This window comes from Methanothrix soehngenii GP6, assembly GCF_000204415.1.
Lineage (GTDB): Archaea > Halobacteriota > Methanosarcinia > Methanotrichales > Methanotrichaceae > Methanothrix > Methanothrix soehngenii.
The window spans coordinates 57,767-77,591 of sequence record NC_015416.1 but is presented as its reverse complement, the minus strand read 5'-3'; the positions used below and the strand labels follow the sequence as shown (position 1 = coordinate 77,591).

Here is a 19,825-nt window from a genome sequence, read left to right as displayed (position 1 = left end):
TGTTATCTGCACTGAACGACTTCCAGCCGAGCCGAAGCTCCAGATAATCGGCGGTGGTTTGCTGGACGAGGGTGTCTTCAGTAAAGATGCTCATTCTGCCTTCCAGTGCTTCTGATAATTTGGTCCGTCGGACCGTGGCCGATAAGATGGCTTGTTTATCCGGATTGCAAGCGGAAAGGGGAAATCAATACCAATGATAGCTGCTTCACCAGGCTGGAGATTCGGCAAAAATGAGGATGCTGAGAGATCAATTTCTCCACATGCCCTCTCTACTATTTCTCGATCTCTATCATTTGTAAGTCGGTGGACGACCAAAGTTCCCATTTGACTTAGGACGCCTTCCGTAATATCACGAGGTCGTTGTGTAGCCAGGCAAATACACAAACCGAATTTTCGCCCTTCCTTGGCGATCAGCTCAAAGGCATCCAATCGCGAGAACATATCTTCAGATCCGATCTGACGACCAAGAAAATGATGAGCTTCATCCACGACAACCACCGCAGGATTTGCTTTGAAGTCACCTTTTCGCGCAAGGTATAAGAGATAACGGCCGATCGTATTTGCAATGATCTCTCTTGCATTGAATTCGTGCTGAATCCCGCTCAAACAAATACAAAGGAGTCTTTGGTCTTCTCTAAGAAATTCGGAGATTGCATCCGTGATTGCCTTATCAGTACTTCTTCCAAATACGCATTCATAGGCAGCCGATGAAATCACGGCATTTATTCGGATTATTAGCGAAAGACAATATGAATAACTACTACTGTCATAATTTCCCCATTTCTGCGAATTTTTTCCAAACTCGGTTGGATAGACACATTCTTGCTCGATTTGCCTTGCAAGAAGAGTCACATCAAACCCCTGGTTTGGATTGTCTACTCTCTCGCCAATAGCTTCTTCAGATAGCCTTTGGTTGATATCGATCTTGGATTTATTAGCCTTAAAAATTAGCCCCCCTTCCGCTAATTCAGGACATAGCATTGCCAGGCGAAGACTCCGGATTGCTTCCCTCAATTTTGGACCCTGGACTTTGCCGGAAGGCAGGAATAATGCCATAAAATCGGATTCCTGAAAGCTGGTTGGTGGTAAAGAACAGGCAATAGAAGTCTCTGGCTTATACACAGGCATTCCCAAATAGCAATGCATTACTTCATCACCACTAAACTCTCCATATTCCCCAGTTGCATCCAAGAGGATGATCTTACCCTTGTGTTTGATGCATTCTTCAATTATGCGTGCCGTTGTCCAACTCTTACCGCCACCTGTGGCGCCGAGGATGGCACAATGACGACCAAATAGCTTTTCCGGCGTGATGCTGACTTTGCTTTCATTCGCATCTCCCACAGCGCCCAACTCCAGCTGAACAGGAGTATCGCCATCCCCCGTTCTTATCATTAAATAGGGGATCAAGGCAATAAGTTGATGTGGGGCTGCATAAACTCGGTCCCCAAGACGCGGATAAGTATCGACACCTGCAGTAAAGTGAAAATCTACCATTGAAATAGATCCTAGCAGTTGAATATGGCCGATTGCATCCAACTCATTAGATCCAGCATAGTCCTGACCAATGATTTGGCGTTCCCCGTCAGGCAGCCGCACTTCCATAATCCTTCCCAAGAGAATGCTTCGCTGTCCCTCAACTAAAATAAACTCACCTACTTCACCTTTCCCGTAGCGCCCACCCTCGAAATGTGTCCCGCTTGGGTTTCCAGCATCACGAAGATTTATATGAGCGACATAGGACTTGACAAATGACACTACACCCACGCGCAGCTCCGGGCGTAGGATGCCTTTTTGAGCAAGTCTTCGGAGGCGTTCATCTAAATCACTCATTTGCGCCTCCTAAACTTCTCTTGATCACTTTCTCCAGCTGTTGCGCAGTAGTGAGTGATCGGAGGTCAGGGATAAGAGAGGCGAAATCCTTGAACGAAGCATTGATAAACCAAATGTCTTCCCCGTTTTTAGCGAGAGTGGAAAACTCTTTCCAATATCTGCTTGTCTCTTCAGATGGTTTTTCAATAGAATCCTCTGCCTTGAAATCGACTACAATCAGACGGAGTCGGGGATTAATCTTTACAGCCGCAAGGATGGGTTCAGACAAGTGATCATCATTGAATCCAAATCCCGTGACTATTAGGCACGTATTAGGCTCGCGTAGACTCGTCAGATATTGGGAGATAAGTTCTAGATGAGGCTGAATATACGATAATTGATACTTTCCTTTTGCAGGATAAATCAGGCAAGCTTCTGGTGGTTCCGGATTATTTTTCTCTTCGATCCTACCATTACTACTTCGCGCCCAATTGACCGATCCGTGAAGCTTTAGTAGATGAAAGACACCTTCTAAATAGTCGCCACGTTCAGCGGCTGCTAGCGAGCGTCTGACTGTATCATATCCAAAAAAACGAGGATCAAATATGCGTGGCTGGGTGTAAGAAAAACCATCATTTATAATAAGGCTTTGTAAGCTTGCAGCCCGTTCGAAACATAAGTCGTAATTGGTTGTAAATACCTTTAAACGTGGATCACGGACCCTGCGACGAGAAAGGCGGTGCAGAAAGGTGCAATGGCCTTCTAGTTTTTCGTCAAACCATACACCTGCATTTTCATCTTTCAAGAATTCACTGCATTTATCGAGTATGACTCTTTTGCAATGCTCGACAAAATCACGTACCTTCTTGTCCTCTTTTACCTGAAGATAGGCTTCACATTGAGATAGGAACGCTTCGATATTTTTACCTTCCTTCTCCTCAACAAAATTGACCTTATTCATAATTTTTATGGCTTTCTCATTAGGCCCATTTAACTCATTATTTATCGCATAATTCCATAAATCCTTCATGGAAGGGCCACCGACATCTCCAAGTGATGTTCCACTTCCAGATAATATCACTAAATTGGACATCTGGAGAGAAGAAAGAAGCATTTCGTCAAGAGTTCTTTTAGCTTCTTTGGCCTTACCATCTATTTCATTTTTCTTATTTTTATCAGAAATTCTAGCTGTGTCTGGGCGAATCTCCTGCCAATTGATTTGAGACGGGGCAAGGAACTTCAAGATACCAGCAGTCGATTTGGGTATCTGCTTCTCTGTTGCTTCTGAAGAACTTTTTATTGACGCTTTATTGGACTCAATCTGCATTATCTTACTCATATCTTGATCTCTCCATTCATCAAGCGTGGCAATAGCAAGTCGCGGGCTTGGGTAAGCATTCTTATCTCTGTCGATAGAACATCTATCTGCTTAATTATTGGGACTACATGCTCTGTGAATGATTGAATGATCTTGTCATCGGGAACAATGAATGGAATCTGATTGAATGTCTCGCGAATGATTGCATCAAACACCGCTCCAACCGCACGACTCCTGAATTGTTCCACTCCATCAACGAGTGCAAAATATAGGTAGTATTGATTGAGGGGAGGTTTCCCAATCAGAGCATAACACGATTGATTCATAGCCATTGCAGTCTGGGCGAGATTGATCTTTCCCACCGTCCCCCGTGCTGTGATAAATATGGTGTCTTTGGGGTATAACTTGCTGTTGCAGTTGCGAAGACCCTCCTCAGTTAATCGCTTTTCCGTGGCGAGAGCATATGCATAATCCATGGAGTCCTTTGGGGTGAAGAAAGGTATGTCGCCATTCCAATAGTCCGGTACGCCTGTCTTCGGTGTCCCGCCGCTCAGAATATCCATTTCATCAAATGCGGTCTTTCTCTCCCACCCCTCCGGCACCCCGTCCATAATCCTGACGTGCTCGTGGCCGGGGAAGCGCAGGTGCACGAACCACTCCCTGTAGAGCAGCCGCGCCGCCTGCTCCAGCAGCTGTATGCGCCGCCGGTTGTTCTCGATCAGGTCGTCGTAGGCGGAAAGGATGGAGGCGATTGACTTCTGGATCTCAAGTGGAGGAACCGGAATCTCAAAATTGCGAAGCACTGTCAAATTGATATGGGGAACACCAGATGAGGACGTAAAATTCGTAATCCTATCAATGACTTCACGGCTGGAAAAATAGTAGTACAGAAAGAATTGGTCTGCTTTGGTGTCGTCAACAGTCAGCTTCATTTGACTCTGGGAAACAACATATCGATCTGATATACCTTCTTTTGGAATGATTGCTACTTGGCCAAGGGTACCACGCTGTGTGAAAACTAAGTCACCTGGTTTAGCAAGATTGCCGGATAGGTCCTTGCGGACTTTTGAATCGGAGACGTAAACGAATTCGTTCATATCTAGGAAACGACCGTTGTTTAGATTGGATCCCCGAATCACAGGAATACCTTGATCAGAATAATCACGCGAAGTAAGTTTCGAGCCAAACGGACCCCCAACAAAAGAGTAAGGCTCATCAGCAGCAAGCAACTCAAGCTTCTTGCGAGGCCAGCTCATACCCCCAGCTCCTCGAAGTATTTCTTGATCTTCGAAGCTGGTCGCACTCCCCCTGGATTGTTCCTCTTCCATGAGGTCAGGCCCCTTCATTTTCATCCCAGGTCAGTTCAGCCTCGATCTCGGCCACGCTTGGCAGTTTGCTCTGCAGCTCTTCAGGCAGAGTCTTCACAAGCTTTGTCTCCCAGCCTGCAACACCCATCGGCTTTTGGATTCCACGCAGGGCGTATTCGACCTCGATCCTGCTTCCTTTGCGGCATAACAGGAGTCCAATGCTTGGTTTATCATCTGGGTGGCGGAGCAAATCATCAACCGCTGAAAGATACATGTTAAGAGTTCCCACAAATCCGGGATCAAAAGAAACAGATTTCAATTCAACCACTACGTAGGAGCGCAACTTCAGATGATAAAATAATAGGTCAAGGTAATAGTCCTTAGTTGCGAATTCGAGGTGAACCTGTCTTCCCACAAAGGCAAATCCTTCTCCAAGCTCCAGGAGGAAGCGCTGGATGTGGTCTATCAGCCCTTTTTCCACTTCTCGCTCCCGGCGTGGATCGGCAGTTCCAAGGAAGTCAAACAGATATGGATCTTTGAATATCTGAGCGGCCATATCGGAATCGCCAGGCAGCAGTGTGAGGTTAAAATTGTTTAGTGCCTTGCCCTGCCGGTCATGTAGCTTGCGTTCGATCTGCATTACCAGTACACTGCGGCTCCAGCCTTCTTCCAGTCCTTTCTTCGCATACCAGAGGCGGACTTGTGAATCTGCTACCTTTTCCAGAAGAGCAATATTATGATACCAAGTGATTTGTGCAAGCACCTCTTGCACAATCTCCCGGTCGGGCCACGCAGCAGCAAATGCGCGCATGTATTTCAGATTTCTTGGCGATAGCCCCTGCATGTCAGGAAATGCCTCTCGCAGATCTGCTGAAAGCCGGTCAATGACCTTTGCCCCCCATCCTTCCTTTTCCTGACGATCAATGATAGTCCGCCCGATGTCCCAATAAAGAAGCACCATCGAGGAGTTGGCGGACATGACCACGCGCAAACGTTCCTTCTGTATGCGTTCTTTGATCTCACCAATGAACACGGCATAGCTTTCTGGCATCTCTTTATGTCCTGCTGCCACCGGAAAAGATGCGTCGTCATGCAGTTGCCCACGATAACTTCGCTCCTCGTCCTTCAAATCCCCAGCTCCTCAAAGATTGAGTCTGTAATTATTACTATGAAGCTTTTGCTCCAATTGCCTTTCCTTCCCAGCTTGAACATCATCAGGGAATTCTGGCCGTTCCTGTTGTACTTCATGATTTCTGCGGCATCGCGGCCATAGTCTAGCTCGAAGTACATAAAGCGCATGGCCCGTCGGTGTGCCTGAAGAACACTCAACGGCCGGAGCAGAAATAGTTGAGATCCGATTCTTCGTTTGCCTTATTGAAGCTGTTCCGTGGGCGCTCTCCTCTACAAACAGATGCCACCTCCTTCGGATAAACTATTTCCGTTGAAAAATCTCAGGCAATGGTATAATGTGGCCAGAGGAGCTATTCGAAAGGCAGCATGATGACGGCATAAAAGAAGCGGTCCTGAAAGATGCGGTGATCATAAGGAGAATGAGTGCCAGTGATTTAAATGCAGCTCTAGAGATCGACCGAGAGGTCTTTGGAGGCTATGACCCGAACATATTCGCCGCTTTTTACGAGTACCATCCTGCCACAACACTTGCCGCAAAGGTGAACGGGGAACTGGCAGGCTTCGTCCTGGGATTCAAGCATGCTCCCTTCGAAGGTCGGGTCTTCTGGCTGGCAATAAGGCCGCGATATCAGGGCCGAGGGATAGGCATGAGGCTGATGCTGGCCGTCCTCAAGTCCTTCCGCAATTTAGGAGCACTGGGTGCTACTCTTGAGGTAAGAGTCAGCAACAGGAAGGCTCAATCTCTTTATTCCAACCTGGGATTTCAGATAAGAGGCATCTGTCCCTCTTACTACTCCGATGGAGAGGCAGCATTTATCATGAAGGCCCGCCTTTAGCCGCCTCTTGTCTGCTATCACTCCAGGCCCCGGGCGGTCAGACGAAACTCTGCAGTTCTATTTTCCGGCAGGGAGCGGTGCTTCATCAGCCGTGCTCTCCGCAGGCCCTCTCCGGCCTTTTCTAGAAATATTATCGCTTTGCACATGTGCTCCAGATATGTGCCGCCTAATGGCCGAAGGGAGTTGCTCTCGATATCGGTATAGACCTGATTGGTTATGACCACAGGAATCCTGTGCCTCCGGGCGATCTCCTGCAGCTCCGAGAGCTGGACGGTCAGAGCTCGACGGGCAGGCCGGCTGTCCTCCGCCTCCAGGAGCATGCGGTAAAGAGACGTCGCCGAATCAAGAATAACCAGCCCCAGATCCCTTCCTGCGATCTTTGATGCCTCCCTGATGGCCATTGCCTGCTGCTCGAGGCTCATGGGCTCGAAGATCATTATCTTGGCCGCTATATCTGCAGCACCAGGTCCGGCAATCTGCTTGAACCTCTCAGCGGAGAAGCCCTCCGTATCGATGAAGATCACCCGAAAGCCCCTGGCCACCGCAGCCACCGCCAGCTGCAGGACGATGTTGCTCTTCCCTGATCCCGATTCACCATAGAGCTCAGTGATTATGCCCGACTCAAATCCTCCGCCCAGAAGGAGGTCCAGGCTCTGACAGCCTACAGGCAAACGTTCAAGGGTACTCATAGAAATCGAATTTCTATCATTAATCGCCTATCTCTTATGGGCGAAGTTATCGATCCGGTCCATTAGCCTCTCCATCGCCTCTCTCTCTCTGGGGTTGCCGCAGCGGTTTATTATCCTCTGGGTCTTCATCAACTCCTCGAAATAATTATCGCTTCGAAGGGACATATATCTGGTGGCAGCTACCGCTGCTTCTACTACCAGGTTGGCTCCCCGGTTGACTGCCCGGAAGTCCTTTCTCAATAGCTCCCCTTTTACCGGCTCGATATTGGCGATTATGATATCCGAAGCGAAGGGATCGCACTTGAATAGCAGCCAGGCCTCAGTATCTTTTAGAATCGGCAGGCCATCGCAATGCGTGAAGTACTCCTGGGGCAGGTCCTCTAAAGCTGTCTCCGCGAAGATCCAGGCATCGTGGGTGACATTGGCCACAAACCATTTCCTGGTGAGGATATTCTCATAGGTGTGAGTTCCTAAAAATAAGCGGATATATAGGCTATCCTCACTCCTGATAATTCCTAAAGGAGCAGCATTTACTCTGCCACCTGTCTCTGTGGTGGCAATTATCTCGTTTATGCCCTCCAGTATTCCCAGCTCATCAAGAGCCTCTTTGCCATAGAACATGATCAAAACCGCAATCTCCTCAGAAGAGAGATAAATAAAGATGCCGCAATCAGGTCTGCTGTAGAGCCCGGATTCATATCCCTGTTGTTCAGTTCGCAATCCATCTTCCTGGCCTTATTCAGGGTGGAATCAAGGAGCGCATCTACAGCCATACGGGATACTTCCACCGCTCTTTCCCTTCCGAACTTGGCGGATATAAGGCTGTCTGGCACCTCGGCCAGGGCTTCAAGGAAGGTCCTGACCACGCCATCATTGAGGCCGTATATGGATACCATCTCCCGCAGCCTTCCGGCGAGCTGGAATGATCGCTCAAAGTCCGTGGCCCATTCGCGAGCAACGATATCATGATCCAGGGAAAGTCTCATCAGTTCGAGAAGGGATTGGTTGCCATCAATCAGCTTTCTTTCCCAGTCCGGATCCTTCAGGCTGAAATCATCGACCTGCACTACTCTTGCTCCCGCCAGATCGAAGGCCCGATAGAAGTCTAATGCATCCTGGACGGTGGTGCTCCTCAGAACTCTCGCCAACTCCTCCTCAAGCCCATCATCCACCCCATCATCCACCCCATCATCCGGTCCATTCTCCTGGCTCTCGTCCTGTTTCGTTTCTTGACCGTGTTCATGACCTGCTCGTTCATGACCCGCCATCCGGCCTGCAGCCAGGGCGAGAGGGATCAGTAGCACCAGCGAGCCGAAGTGGGTGTTGCTTCTCAGGTTCCAGTCCCCCCAGGCTGCCACCCCTTCCAGTATGAGCGACCCGGGGCTTCCTTCGCCACTCGCCGCCTTCCTGAAGACGGGATAAGCAGAGACTGCGCTGGTCAGGAAGTGATGAAACCGGATATCAGAAAAATCGTGGCAGCGGTCGACATTACCTGGCTTGGGACTGGAGGAGAGCTCGAAGAGCATGGCGAGAACTGCGCACTGAGCCACTCGATCCGATCTCTCTAATGACCCGCGCATATGTGATCAATGGATCTTTTGCAGGATCTTCTCTGCCAGCTTCTTTTTCAGTTCCATGTATTCCTTTTCGGAGAGCTTCGCCCTGGATAGCGCCTCGTCCCGCAGGTAGCAGGGCTTGCTGATCTTGCAGCACCAGACCAGGCTTCCAAAGCATGTGCCCTCTCCCTTCTCCAGAGGAGTTCCTTTGGCAAAAGCGAGCTTCCGGTTCACGAACTCCTCCGACGAGAGGCCCGCTCTCTTAAGGGCGCCGAACACCGCGCAGTTCTTGACTGGAGGACAGCAGAAGGTCAGGCCGCGCAGGTCTCCGCCCGCACAAATATGCTTGGGGGCGTTGCACCAGCCGCTGAGAAGATCATATTCGAGCATGGCCCCGGCGAGCCACTGGACGAACTCGGGATCCGCTCCGCGCAGAGATACCACATCTGCCCCCATCGCCAGGAGGGTCCTGGCATCCTCAAAATCTCCCACATCAGCCAGAGCCATTATCGCCGGACCGCGAATATCAGCTGCTTTCTTGACCAGCTTGGGGCTAACTCCATTAAGGCCGCGCAGGTCGAGGTGAATCAGGTCCAGATCGCTCTCGTTGAGCTTTTGCAGCAATGTATTGGAGAGATCCTCTGGCCTGATCCTGAGAGATAGGGTGACTCCAGAGCGCTTCAAAATAGGGATCAGCTCCAGCAACCGGATGGGATCGCGAATGCTTGACATCTTCAGCTCAAGCAGGCAGAGGTTCTGGGCAGCAATTCTCGCCGCATCCAAGAGAGGCCCATCCTCGGAGCATGTTGCACAAAGGCCGAGGGCGGCATCGCGCCTTAGTTCTTTTCCCTCTTTTTTTGCTGCTCGCTGTCCATCATGGATATCTGGGAAGTTAGCCCTGCCCTCCCTCCATTCCCTGAGCCTCTGCTTTACGTCGCTCAGACGGGATTGGATCTGAGAAGGGGAGACGACATCAAGGTCGAAACCATCCAGCAGGATCAAACCGACTGCATTGTCAGTCTCCGGACGGTTATTGGAAGAAATAACAGCAATGGGACTATCAATATGTAAATATCCTACTTCAACCATCAGTGGGAAGGTACTGTCGCATAAGATATCAGGCTTTCGCCTCCGGGGCCATTTATTCTGGCCATATTCCGGCTATTATCCATGGCTGTTGCCCTGAGCCATCGCCTGGGCCTATACCACCTTTATATCCGAGAAAATCCAATCACTTCCCGTGATATGATGGTGAGCTTCAAAGTAGATGCTGATGCAAGGGCTATTGTTCAGGGATCGGAGGACCAGGAAAAGTATCCCATAGTGGCCAAGGTCAAGGGCTCGGGAAAGGATGGAGCGTTGAGCATTCAGGTGGCTGGAGATGGCTCTAGCCCCATATCCGCCCGGATATCAGGCGACTCTCAAAACCCCATTGCGGTCGAGCCCATCAAGCTGGCTCCAATCACTGTGGTCCCGGATCTCAAGGAGGTCGCCCGGACGGTGGACTTTGAATCCATTATCGGCGCTCTCACCCGGCTATCTCAGGGTGTGAAGGTGAATGTGGCCACCTCGGATGCGCCCCTTTCCATTGCTCTGGGGAAGGTACCCGTGGACCTGAGCATCTCAGTCTCCTCACCCACCCAGGAGACCGTCTTCAAGGTGGAGATCAAAGGAACTATAGGAGAGTAAGAGGACCATCAGCAGCATGCAGCCTGAGCAGGGAAAAGATATCGGTGAGGCCGACGCTATTGGCATTGCCAATCTTTTAAGGAAATACGGATGGTTCTCATAATTCCCTCGTGGCTGGTCACTCTCATGGTGGCCGCTCTTCCAGTATCCGAGGTTCGGGGAGCCATACCTTTAGCCATTGGATATTACGGATACTCATGGTACCAGGCATTTCTCATATCCGTCCTGGGAAACCTCCTTCCCGTGGTTCCTCTGCTTCTATTTCTGGGTCCTGTATCCGATTACCTGCGGCGTTATACCATTGGAGATAGATTCTTCACCTGGCTATTCGCTCGCACCCGCAGCAAGTATATTCAAAAGCATGAGAACTTTGGATTGATCGCCCTGATCATCTTCGTGGCCATACCCCTTCCTATGACTGGGGCCTGGACTGGCTGTGCTATTGCCTTCCTCCTGGGCTTCCGGTTCCTGCCCGCCCTTGCTGCCGTTGCGACAGGAATATTGATCGCAGCCAGTATTGTGACTGCTACGGTTATGGGGATAAAAATACTGATCTTTTGAAGATGAAGGGAGGATGAAGATCCTATCTCTCACTAGCTTATCCTTACCTCCACTAAATGCTCTTTTTTATCGTCAACGAGGTGTACAGTCCCATCGGTCTGTATAATCCCATCCACAGTCACTTCTTCCGCGGATCCAATCCGCATAACAGTGATATGATAGAATGTCTCACGATAATGATAATGTACTTTGAAGGATTTCCAGTCGTCGGGAATGCAGGGCTGAAATCGCAGCCTGTCCACTTCCAAGGTTATACCGAGCAGTGATTCCAATATGAGGCGGTACATCCAGCCAGAAGCACCTGTGTACCATGTCCATCCTCCCCTCCCTGCATTCGGAGGGAGAGCACAGATATCTGCTGCCACGATATAAGGCTCAACCCGGTAAATTGCCACCTGATTTGGGGTCGAGCCATGCATCACCGGATTGATCAGATCCAACAGCTCCCAGGCCCGGGCGCTGTCGCCCAAAGAGGCAAAAGCCATAATCACCCATATGGCGGCATGGGTATACTGCCCGCCATTCTCTCTCACACCTGGAAGATATCCTTTGATATATCCGGGATTCAAGCTGGACCTATCAAATGGTGGCTGCAAAAGCTGTATCACAGAATTGTCCCTGTTGACCAGTCTATGATCCACTTCCTCCATTGCTTCCCTTGATCTTTCTGGGTCTCCCGCCCCGGATAGAACCGACCAGCTCTGGGGGATTGAATCTATCTGGCACTCCTCATTGGCAATGGACCCGAGTGGATCTCCATTGTCGAAGTATGCCCGCAGGTACCAATGGCCATCCCAGCCGCTCTGCCTGATATTCTCCCGCAGAGTTGCAGCCTCGCTTGCACAAAGCTCAGCAAAGGCGGAATCGCCAAAGAGATGGGCAATATCCTTGAACTTTGCGAGCACATCGTATAGGAAGAAAGCATTCCAGACGCTTTCGCCCAATCCCTGGTAGCCTACGTGATTCATGCCATCGTTCCAGTCGCCCGTTCCCATTAGAGGCAGGCCGTGCCGGCCAAACTGCAGACTGCGCTTGATGGATCTGACGCAGTGCTCATAAAGAGTGCCCGATTCCGCAGACCTGGCAGGCAGGTGGTAGCAGGAGTCTTCATCGGGAGCTAAGAGCCCACCCGTAATGAAGTGGGTGCTTTCGTTAAGCACACCAACATCTCCTGTTGTCGTTACGTAGCGATGAGCTGCCAGCGGCAGCCAGAGGCGATCATCAGAACTGTGCGTGCGCACTCCCCGTTCAAATGGTGGGTGCCACCAGTGCAAAACATCTCCTTCCACGAACTGATGGGAAGCACAGCGCAGTAGATGCTCACGGAAAATTTCCGGCTCTGCATAGATGAGAGCCATTGAATCCTGAAGCTGATCCCGGAAGCCATAGGCTCCGCTCGACTGGTAGTATCCGGTTCGCGCCCACATGCGGCAAGATAGTGTCTGGTAGAGGAGCCAGCCATTGGTGAGCACATCAAGAGCTTTATCTTCCGTCTCCACGTGCACCACGCCAAGGGTATGATTCCAGTAGCTCCAAACCTGCTCGAGAGCGGTGCGAGCGGAAGCCGATCCTCGAAAACGTTTGACCAGACTGCGTGCATCTTCCACATTCTGCCCAGCTCCACAGGTAAATATGATCTCGACATCCTCTTTATCCTGCAGATCTATTCTGACCTGAATTGCTGCACAGGGGTCCATGGCCGCACCAATCCGGTTAGATAGCGTCTCTCTGTCTAACGCAGCTGGCCTGGTCATGCTGCCGTTCTTTCCCAGGAACTCAGTCCGGTCGCCAGTGAAGCTGTTGATTTTCGTATTCACATCCGAGAAGACGATTCTTCCCGGGAAATCCGTATTGAACGGGTTTCTAGAAAATAGGGCACCGGTCCTTGGATCGATCTCTGTGACCACATGCATTCCGGTCTTGGAACGCAGGTCTCCCAAGACCTGCTCGATGTAACAGGTCAGGGAAAGCTGGCGGAAGATGCCGGATTCATTGCGAACAACAAGCCGGCAAAACTTGACTGGTGCGTCCATTGCCACATATACCCACAGCTCGGATGCAATTCCGAACTCTTTATGCTCGAAGACGCTGTAGCCAAAGCCGTGCCTGCAGGTATAAGGCGTCTTGCCCCGGGCAGGAAGTGCGGAAGGAGACCAGAAATCTCCACTCAACTCATCTCGAATGTATAGCGCTTCGCCGCTATGATCGCTTACAGGATCGTTGTACCAGGGGGTCAGACGGAACTGCTGAGAGTTTTCTGACCAGGTATAAGAGCTGCCGCACTCGGATATTACCGTTCCAAAATTGTGATTTGCTATCACATTCGACCAGGGGGCAGGTGTGACTTCCCCCGGAGCTAAGCGGATTATATATTCGCGTCCATCCTTTGTGAAACCACCAAGACCATTAAAGAAGATGAGGTCTTGGCCTGTAGATTCAATCGGCCTGTAGGTCTCGACCTTCAAGGTTTTTTCTGGCTTTAAGAGAGGCACCGGCGCGCGTGGTCTCCTTTCGCGTTTGAGCTGCTCTTCGAATGTTCCCCGATAATCGGTGAATATGGCACTGGCCACGGCCTCCATCAGGACTCCGGCCTCTTCAGATACCTGGTCATCTTGTATTACATAAACTCCACCAAATCGCTTCGGATCAAATGCACTTGTGCTGACGGAGATCAGACCCATAATTTCATCATAAAGCTCCTGCCGATATCCCGAGCTATCCTCATTCCAGATCACCAGATCCACGACAATCCCCATCATCTGCCAGTAGGCATGAGCCCTCAGGAACTCACGGGCGAGATTGATATTAGACCGATCTGTGATCCGAAGGAGGACAATTGGGAAATCGCCTGATATGCCAAAAGCCCACAGGCCTGACTGGCCAAGCTGGTTTTTCATGAGAACGCCCGAGCCTGCCCGCCAGTTTGAGTTGGGATAGATTATTGCGCTGGCAAGGCGCATATAAAGGTGAACATCGCCATCTGATATGTTGAGCTGCTGCATGATCATTTGATTGTGGGTCCAGGCCAGATTATGTACGCGCTCGGCCATTCGTACGTCATGGTATTTTTCGATCAGCTTAATGGCTTCATCTTCCGTCTCTGCAATTCCGGTGATGAAGTTCACCCGCATTGTCTCGCCTGGATCTATCGAAACTATGCACCTGATGGAGACTATCGGATCCAGGACGGGGCCCTCGCTATTTGATAGACTCGCCGTTCCTGTCATTGCCACAGGATCGGCGACGTCTCTTCCTCTGCCTATGAACCTGGACCTATCCGTCTCAAAAGAGATTGAATCATCGGCAACATTCTTCGACGCCATCATATGCAACATCCAGGGCGTCTTCTCATCCTCAGACCTCGGTCGTCGAGTGCACAGGATAGCAGAATTTTTGGGCAGGATCTTCGTCTCCACGAATAGGTTGCTGAAAGCAGGATGAGTCGCGTCAGCGGCTAGGGCCGTAAGAACGACCTCTGCATAGCTTGTCAGCTCAATCTTCCGCTTTGCAGATGAACGGTTGGTGAGACTTATGGTCCTTAACTCAACGTCGTCCTCAGGCGAGACTACAATTTCGCTACGGGCATCAATCCCCCAAATCATTGACCGAATCTCTGCCTTCGATCCCTCGAATATGACCTGATAAGTCCTTGAATCTCTGCATGCAGGCTGATATCCTGCCGACCAGAAATCATTGTTCTCCAGGTCACGGATATAGAAGAACTGTCCCTCATTATCCAGGGTAGCATCGCCATGCCAGCGGGTGACTGCAATATCCTTCCACCGGCTAATGCCTGCGCCAGAACCGGTGATCATCACGTTGTAGTTGCCATTGGAGAGAAGATGCACATTGGGAAAGGCACTGCTCGGATCACTGAAGACGCGCACAGAGCCTTTGCGCTCAAGCATGCCCGCCCTCCAGATTGATGACGATGCCTCTGCAGCATGAGGATAAAATGCCTTGGCCAGAGGAATCTTTTCCTGAAGAAGCAGATCTGCAGCCTGGAAGATGGGATTGGCCATGAATCTTCTTTGCATTGGCCGGTCCAACAGGACATAAGCCAAAGAGAGAAGGCTCATCCCTTGATGGTGAGACATGAAGGACTGGACTATTGCGCTTCTCTGATGCTGGGCCAGACGGGATGGGGTATAATCGATAGCTTCATAAAAGCCATATTCTCCCAGATAACCCTCATCTGCCAAACGCTTCAGATTGACGCAGCTCTCTTGAGGAAGGACCATCAGAGCCATGGCGGAGGCATAAGGCGCTACTACCAGGTCGTTGGCCAGCCCACGTTTCAGTCCAAGGCCCGGGACTCCGAAAGCCCTGTATTGATAGATCTGATTGACATCTACGACACTATAGCCAGATTCTGAGATGCCCCAGGGAACTTTTCGTTGTTGTCCATATTCGATCTGCCGCTTGACTATCGATATGCAGGTCTGATCAAGAAGGGTGTTTCCATAAGTTGGCATAATCAGTAGCGGCATGAGATACTCAAACATTGTCCCACCCCAGGAAAGCAGAGCGAAATCTCCCCCTGCTATGGTGAGCATGCGACCCAGAGCAAACCAGTGCTCCTGTCGGAGCTGACCCTGGGCAATGGCCACATAGCTGCATAGTCTGGCCTCGGATGCTAAGAGGTCGTAGCAGCTCTCATCAAGCTCTAAGTTCTCGATATTATAGCCGATAGAAAGAAGCCGACGCGAGTTATTGAAGAGGAAATCATATTTTATTTCTGCCAGTTCGCCGCAGGTCTGAGCAAGCCATTCAATAGACGCAATTCTCTCGTCTGCACGCCTCCTGGCGTCAGTTGTCTTTGACCTCAGCTCCTCTAGCCAATCTCGTTCCTCCTGGCAGTCTTCTACAAAGCACCTGCTGATCTGATCTATAACGCCTGCCACCTTTTCTGACACTTCTGGGACCTCTCCTAAAGATGGAATATAGTTATGTCCGAGAAGCTCAGCTTCCAGCTCGCTTCTCTTTCCCGCCAGCTCATTTGATTCATGCTCCGGGATTTCCCCGGGAATTGGATGCTCCAGTATCCAGATGGGCAGCATGAGCCAGGGGGCAAGATAGATCAGATCACTCTTATGATCCCGGAGCTGCCGCTTGTAAGCTCTAGCCCACCACAACAGATCGCTATTCTCTTCTCGCTCAATAAGGCTTATCATCGATGCCGTTGCTTTTGCTTGCCGGTCCAGCAACTGCCAGGCCGCAGAAAGGTTCTCTGGGGGCGAATGAATCTCAGATTTGAATCGATCAATCTGTTCGAGCACTTGGAATGGTGCAATTCGCTTCTGGTCCTCTGCTGACTCGCCGCCCCTGGTGGCTGCATCCTTCAATATCTGCAGAGTATCCTCCAGACCGCAAAATGCACGATCTGACAGAATTTTCTGATCTATTAGCTCGAGCTGGCCCTGCTCTAAGGTCAAGAGATGACCCGCCAGGTTACCGCTATCAACAGTTGAGATATATCTGGGCATCATCGGCTTTAATTTTTTAATATCATACCAATTATAAAAATGACCCTGAAACCGTTCCAGGTTTTTCATTGTATTCAGGGCACTAGCATTCCGCCTTATCAGCCTTCCCGCAGAGATATAGCCGAAATCGTATGCTGTCAGGTTCGCTAGCAGTGACAATCCCATATTCGTAGGCGAGGTGCCATTCGCCACCACAGAGCGCGGATTCTCTTGATAGTTGTCCGGCGGAAGCCAGTGGCTTTTAGGCGTAACGAATGTCTCAAAGAACCTCCACGTCCTTCTGGAAAGCTTGCGCAAAAAGAGCGTCTGATCTGGGCTCAATTCTGCCCTGGGCGTATCCAGGGGTAGGCTTATCCACCAGGCAACAACAGGGGCGAGGATCCAGGATGCCAGCAGCGGCCAGCTAGTGCTCAGCAGACCAGGACGCCAAAACGCGAGATAAGATATCAGGCTGATAGCTACTGCCGGGGCTATCCACATCGATCTGTAGAATCCACTCAAATTGCTCTGGCTGCGGTTTTGGGCGCTGCCTGAGGTGTTCCATTCCAGGAGTCGCTTATGGGTGAATAGCATCCGCCCTCCGGTGCGCACAACAGCATCAAGGCTGAAGTATGCCTCAAAAGGCAGAAATATCAGGCTGAGAGTTGCCTGTGCCAGATATCTGGCAATTGCCCTCCCCGCATAATGCAGATGCTTGTATAAAAAGAGCCCTTCTGACTTGCTCAATATAGTTCTGATGGAAGCCAGCACAGGCAGAGCAAGAACTGCTCCTACTACCATAGAGGTCCAGAAGATGGGGTGCTGAAGGGCTACCCATGCCAAGAGCAGCAAAGAGATCTGGGCAGGCGCCACCAGACTTCGCCTGAGGTTATCGAAGATCTTCCATCGGGATAGCCCTGAGATTGGATTGTCCATGACCATGCCACCTGGACCTGGCACGCGCGTGAGAAGCCAGCTGGCAATCTGCCAGTCTCCCCGGATCCATCTATGCCGCCGGCTAACGTCTGAGGCGTAATGGTAAGGATAGTCCTCATAGAACTGGACGTCGCTGACCAGTGCCGCTCTGGCGTAGCTTCCCTCCAGAAGATCATGGCTCAGGATCAGATTCTCTGGAAAGCGTCCGCCTAGTGACTGGGAGAAAGCATCCACGTCGTAGATCCCCTTTCCAGTAAATGATCCTTCCCCGAAGATGTCCTGGTAGACGTCCGAGACCTCTCGGGTGTAGGGATCAATTCCCGGCTCTCCTCCAAAGAGCTTCACAAACCGCGATTTTTCTGCTTCATTCATGCCTGAGCTCAGGCGAGGATGGAGTATACTGTAGCCTTCGACGACATATCGCTTATCCTTATCGAATCTGGGGTGGTTGAGGGGATGGGCCATGGTCTCCACAAGAATCCGGGCGGATTCGAATGGCATCATGGTATCTTCATCAACTGTAATGACATATTTTACTCCGGGGAGGATTGATACGTCGCCTGTTATCACAGAAAAGCTGTTTTCGGATCCGCCTCGCAATAAAAAGTTTAGCTCCTCGAGTATGCCTCTCTTTCTCTCATAGCCCCGCCAGATCTCCTCCTCAGAGTCCCACCTGCGCAAACGGGGAAAGAGAAAGAAGATGCTCTCATGGTACCTTTCATTGAGCGCCTCGATTCCCTGGCGGGCCCTCTGCAGCAGGTGCTCATCCTCTGGCATAATCTCCTGCTTGGCATCGACCAGGTCGGTCAAGAGGCCGAAGTGAAGGTTGTGATCCCGGTTTGCCAGGTATCTGATCTCAAGCCCCTCCAGCAGGTCATCGATCTTTTCAGGACTGGACAGAACTGATGGTACCACCACCAGTGTCCGCATCTCATCGGGAATTGCTGAGGAGAAGTCCATTCTAGGCAGAGCATGTGGACGGACAACCATTGTTGCCAGCCAGTTAACCAGCCCTACTACAGGACTGCTTATGCAGATCACCAGCAGAATAAAAGCCAGGATTTGCAGCCATCCGAGTGATCCAAGGGTATGAGCATGTGTCAGTACTGTGATCATGATGAGTGCAGTAATAAGAGCTATGGCGCCGATATAGAAGAGCAGAGGGAACCTGAGCATGGTACTGTTGAAGGACTCGATTAAGGACAGGCTCAAATCCGCCTCTCTCTCCAGATAAGGCAGGCCCTTGTCGATCAGATAGAAGCCAACATGCGCACTTCTATCGTCGATACCCCTGGCCGTGGCACTCTCCCGGGCCAGATTTGCTGCTTTATTGGCGACATCTTCTTCAGTCAGCAGGCTGCGCTTTGCAATGCTCTCCACTGCATGACGGTAGCGATCCCGCGTAGCAAAATCCATCTTGTCATATGTGCCTGCAGGATCGGAGCGGAGTGCCTTCTCGACAACGCTCGTTCCCTCTACAAATCGTTTCCAGTCCATGGAGTCAAGAAAACGAAAGCTTGCGATGCTATTAGCAATGGAGACCTTATCAGCAGGCGCCTGCTTTATATCCTCCTGGACCAGATGTCCGATTGACTTTCCTGTTTCGGAGAGACGCTCTTCAATCCAGAATAGAGGGAGAGTCATAGCCTGTCCCTGTCCCTCCAGCCTTCGGGCAAATTCGGTTACAAATGCACTGGACAAAGGAGGATCCGACTGGGCCAGATCAGCCACTGCAATAATCAAGCCCTTAGGCTCTATCTCTGCCGTCTTGATGATCTGAACCGCCCAGCGATTGGCCAGATCGCGGTCGATCCTGTCTTGAATGATTCGCAAAGAAATATTCCGCAGGTTCTCGATCAATGCCAGGCGGAGCATGATCGCAACTGCCCAGAGCTCGCCCAGATTTAGAACTGATTTTGTCTGATAAGCATCCACAAAGCGCTTCAGGCTTTCTGCATCCACCCGGCCATCGGTACGAGCAATTAGCTCTTTGGCAATATCATAAATGCGCGGGTAGCCTGCCAGCGATCCATTAAGCATATGTGGCAGCTCTTTGCTATAACCCTTGGGCAGATGCTGCCTGGCCATGAGAATCTGCTCTTCCATCATATAGAAGTTGTCCAGAAACTCCTCTGAGGCAGGCGTAATCCTGAGATTCGCCGCCACCGCTCCGGTCAGCAGCTCGTTTGCCTTGAGAAGGATCGCTTCGTTCTCAGCCAGCCTTGGCAAGAGCAAATCCTTGCCAGGCATGGGGTCAACCTCATGGCGTTCTGCGAGCTCCGCTGCATGGCCTTCCAGCTGGCGGGTGCTTGACAGCTCGGATCGTTGTTGCTGCTCAGAATTAAGCAGAAGTGGTGCAGTAGTGCTGTCGAAGCGCGCTCTAAGGCGACTTACTGTTCTATAAATTCGATTTTTGCTCTGAATCAATTCTTGACACCTGGTTTGGTTTGCGGAAGCTCGATTCTGTTTATTGCATTGCAGTCTGGATATACCTGGAGAGAAGATCTCAGAATTCTAAATGAATA

13 protein-coding genes are annotated in these 19,825 nt (G+C 50.7%); 3 read left to right on the top strand and 10 right to left on the bottom strand.

The window, feature by feature from the left end; translation table 11 throughout:
• Nucleotides 1–90: 90 nt before the first annotated feature.
• Genes MCON_RS00325 through MCON_RS15860 form a run of 5 tightly spaced genes read right to left on the bottom strand, consistent with a single transcriptional unit; the run spans nt 91 to nt 5,727 of the window.
• Nucleotides 91–1,833: an ATP-binding protein gene (locus tag MCON_RS00325; RefSeq protein ID WP_013718058.1), complete on the bottom strand. Its 1,743-nt coding sequence runs from the start codon at nt 1,831–1,833 to the stop codon at nt 91–93.
• Nucleotides 1,826–3,151: an SIR2 family protein gene (locus MCON_RS00320; protein ID WP_013718057.1), complete on the bottom strand. Its 1,326-nt coding sequence runs from the start codon at nt 3,149–3,151 to the stop codon at nt 1,826–1,828. Before MCON_RS00320 ends, MCON_RS00325 begins: the two co-directional genes overlap by 8 nt.
• Nucleotides 3,148–4,458, bottom strand: coding sequence for a restriction endonuclease subunit S (locus MCON_RS00315; protein WP_013718056.1), 1,311 nt, complete (start codon nt 4,456–4,458; stop codon nt 3,148–3,150). The genes MCON_RS00320 and MCON_RS00315 overlap by 4 nt, the downstream gene beginning before the upstream one ends.
• A 4-nt stretch (nt 4,459–4,462) precedes the next feature.
• On the bottom strand, nt 4,463–5,566 hold the full coding sequence (locus MCON_RS00310; RefSeq protein ID WP_013718055.1) for a PDDEXK nuclease domain-containing protein: 1,104 nt from the start codon (nt 5,564–5,566) through the stop codon (nt 4,463–4,465).
• Nucleotides 5,563–5,727: a hypothetical protein gene (locus MCON_RS15860; protein ID WP_157863592.1), complete on the bottom strand. Its 165-nt coding sequence runs from the start codon at nt 5,725–5,727 to the stop codon at nt 5,563–5,565. Before MCON_RS15860 ends, MCON_RS00310 begins: the two co-directional genes overlap by 4 nt.
• 176 nt (nt 5,728–5,903) lie before the next feature.
• Between MCON_RS15860 and rimI the strand changes: the two genes are divergently transcribed.
• Nucleotides 5,904–6,404 carry a ribosomal protein S18-alanine N-acetyltransferase gene (gene rimI / locus MCON_RS00305; RefSeq protein WP_013718053.1) on the top strand — a complete coding sequence of 167 codons (501 nt, stop codon included), beginning with the start codon at nt 5,904–5,906 and terminating at the stop codon, nt 6,402–6,404.
• A gap of 17 nt (nt 6,405–6,421) precedes the next feature.
• Here rimI and radB read toward each other — a convergent pair whose 3' ends face one another.
• Genes radB through MCON_RS00285 form a run of 4 tightly spaced genes read right to left on the bottom strand, consistent with a single transcriptional unit; the run spans nt 6,422 to nt 9,738 of the window.
• A complete protein-coding gene (gene radB / locus MCON_RS00300; protein ID WP_013718052.1) occupies nt 6,422–7,093 on the bottom strand; it encodes a DNA repair and recombination protein RadB in 672 nt (223 codons plus the stop codon).
• A 27-nt stretch (nt 7,094–7,120) separates the two neighbouring features.
• Nucleotides 7,121–7,714, bottom strand: coding sequence for a DUF447 domain-containing protein (locus tag MCON_RS00295; protein ID WP_048131566.1), 594 nt, complete (start codon nt 7,712–7,714; stop codon nt 7,121–7,123).
• 2 nt (nt 7,715–7,716) lie between these two features.
• The gene (locus MCON_RS00290; protein WP_048131565.1) at nt 7,717–8,673 is read right to left on the bottom strand and encodes a triphosphoribosyl-dephospho-CoA synthase; all 957 of its coding nucleotides are present in this window, start codon (nt 8,671–8,673) and stop codon (nt 7,717–7,719) included.
• Between the two features lie 6 nt (nt 8,674–8,679).
• Nucleotides 8,680–9,738, bottom strand: a complete 1,059-nt coding sequence (locus MCON_RS00285) for a methanogenesis marker 9 domain-containing protein (protein ID WP_013718049.1) — start codon at nt 9,736–9,738, stop codon at nt 8,680–8,682.
• An 81-nt stretch (nt 9,739–9,819) separates the two neighbouring features.
• Between MCON_RS00285 and MCON_RS00280 the strand changes: the two genes are divergently transcribed.
• A complete protein-coding gene (locus MCON_RS00280) occupies nt 9,820–10,338 on the top strand; it encodes a hypothetical protein (RefSeq protein ID WP_013718048.1) in 519 nt (172 codons plus the stop codon).
• A gap of 90 nt (nt 10,339–10,428) precedes the next feature.
• Nucleotides 10,429–10,899: a COG2426 family protein gene (locus MCON_RS00275; RefSeq protein WP_013718047.1), complete on the top strand. Its 471-nt coding sequence runs from the start codon at nt 10,429–10,431 to the stop codon at nt 10,897–10,899.
• A 32-nt stretch (nt 10,900–10,931) separates the two neighbouring features.
• On the opposite strand, the gene MCON_RS00270 is transcribed toward MCON_RS00275, so the two are convergent.
• On the bottom strand, nt 10,932–19,550 hold the full coding sequence (locus MCON_RS00270; protein ID WP_013718046.1) for a GH36-type glycosyl hydrolase domain-containing protein: 8,619 nt from the start codon (nt 19,548–19,550) through the stop codon (nt 10,932–10,934).
• Nucleotides 19,551–19,825: the final 275 nt, after the last annotated feature.

Coding starts and splice junctions, on each gene's coding strand:
- MCON_RS00325 (WP_013718058.1), bottom strand. CDS start 1,833: ATGAGTGATTTAGATGAACGCCTCCGAAGACTTGCTCAAAAAGGCATC.
- MCON_RS00320 (WP_013718057.1), bottom strand. CDS start 3,151: ATGAGTAAGATAATGCAGATTGAGTCCAATAAAGCGTCAATAAAAAGT.
- MCON_RS00315 (WP_013718056.1), bottom strand. CDS start 4,458: ATGGAAGAGGAACAATCCAGGGGGAGTGCGACCAGCTTCGAAGATCAA.
- MCON_RS15860 (WP_157863592.1), bottom strand. CDS start 5,727: ATGTACTTCGAGCTAGACTATGGCCGCGATGCCGCAGAAATCATGAAG.
- rimI (WP_013718053.1), top strand. CDS start 5,904: ATGTGGCCAGAGGAGCTATTCGAAAGGCAGCATGATGACGGCATAAAA.
- radB (WP_013718052.1), bottom strand. CDS start 7,093: ATGAGTACCCTTGAACGTTTGCCTGTAGGCTGTCAGAGCCTGGACCTC.
- MCON_RS00295 (WP_048131566.1), bottom strand. CDS start 7,714: ATGTTCTATGGCAAAGAGGCTCTTGATGAGCTGGGAATACTGGAGGGC.
- MCON_RS00290 (WP_048131565.1), bottom strand. CDS start 8,673: ATGCGCGGGTCATTAGAGAGATCGGATCGAGTGGCTCAGTGCGCAGTT.
- MCON_RS00285 (WP_013718049.1), bottom strand. CDS start 9,738: ATGGTTGAAGTAGGATATTTACATATTGATAGTCCCATTGCTGTTATT.
- MCON_RS00280 (WP_013718048.1), top strand. CDS start 9,820: ATGGCTGTTGCCCTGAGCCATCGCCTGGGCCTATACCACCTTTATATC.
- MCON_RS00275 (WP_013718047.1), top strand. CDS start 10,429: ATGGTTCTCATAATTCCCTCGTGGCTGGTCACTCTCATGGTGGCCGCT.
- MCON_RS00270 (WP_013718046.1), bottom strand. CDS start 19,550: ATGCCTGGCAAGGATTTGCTCTTGCCAAGGCTGGCTGAGAACGAAGCG.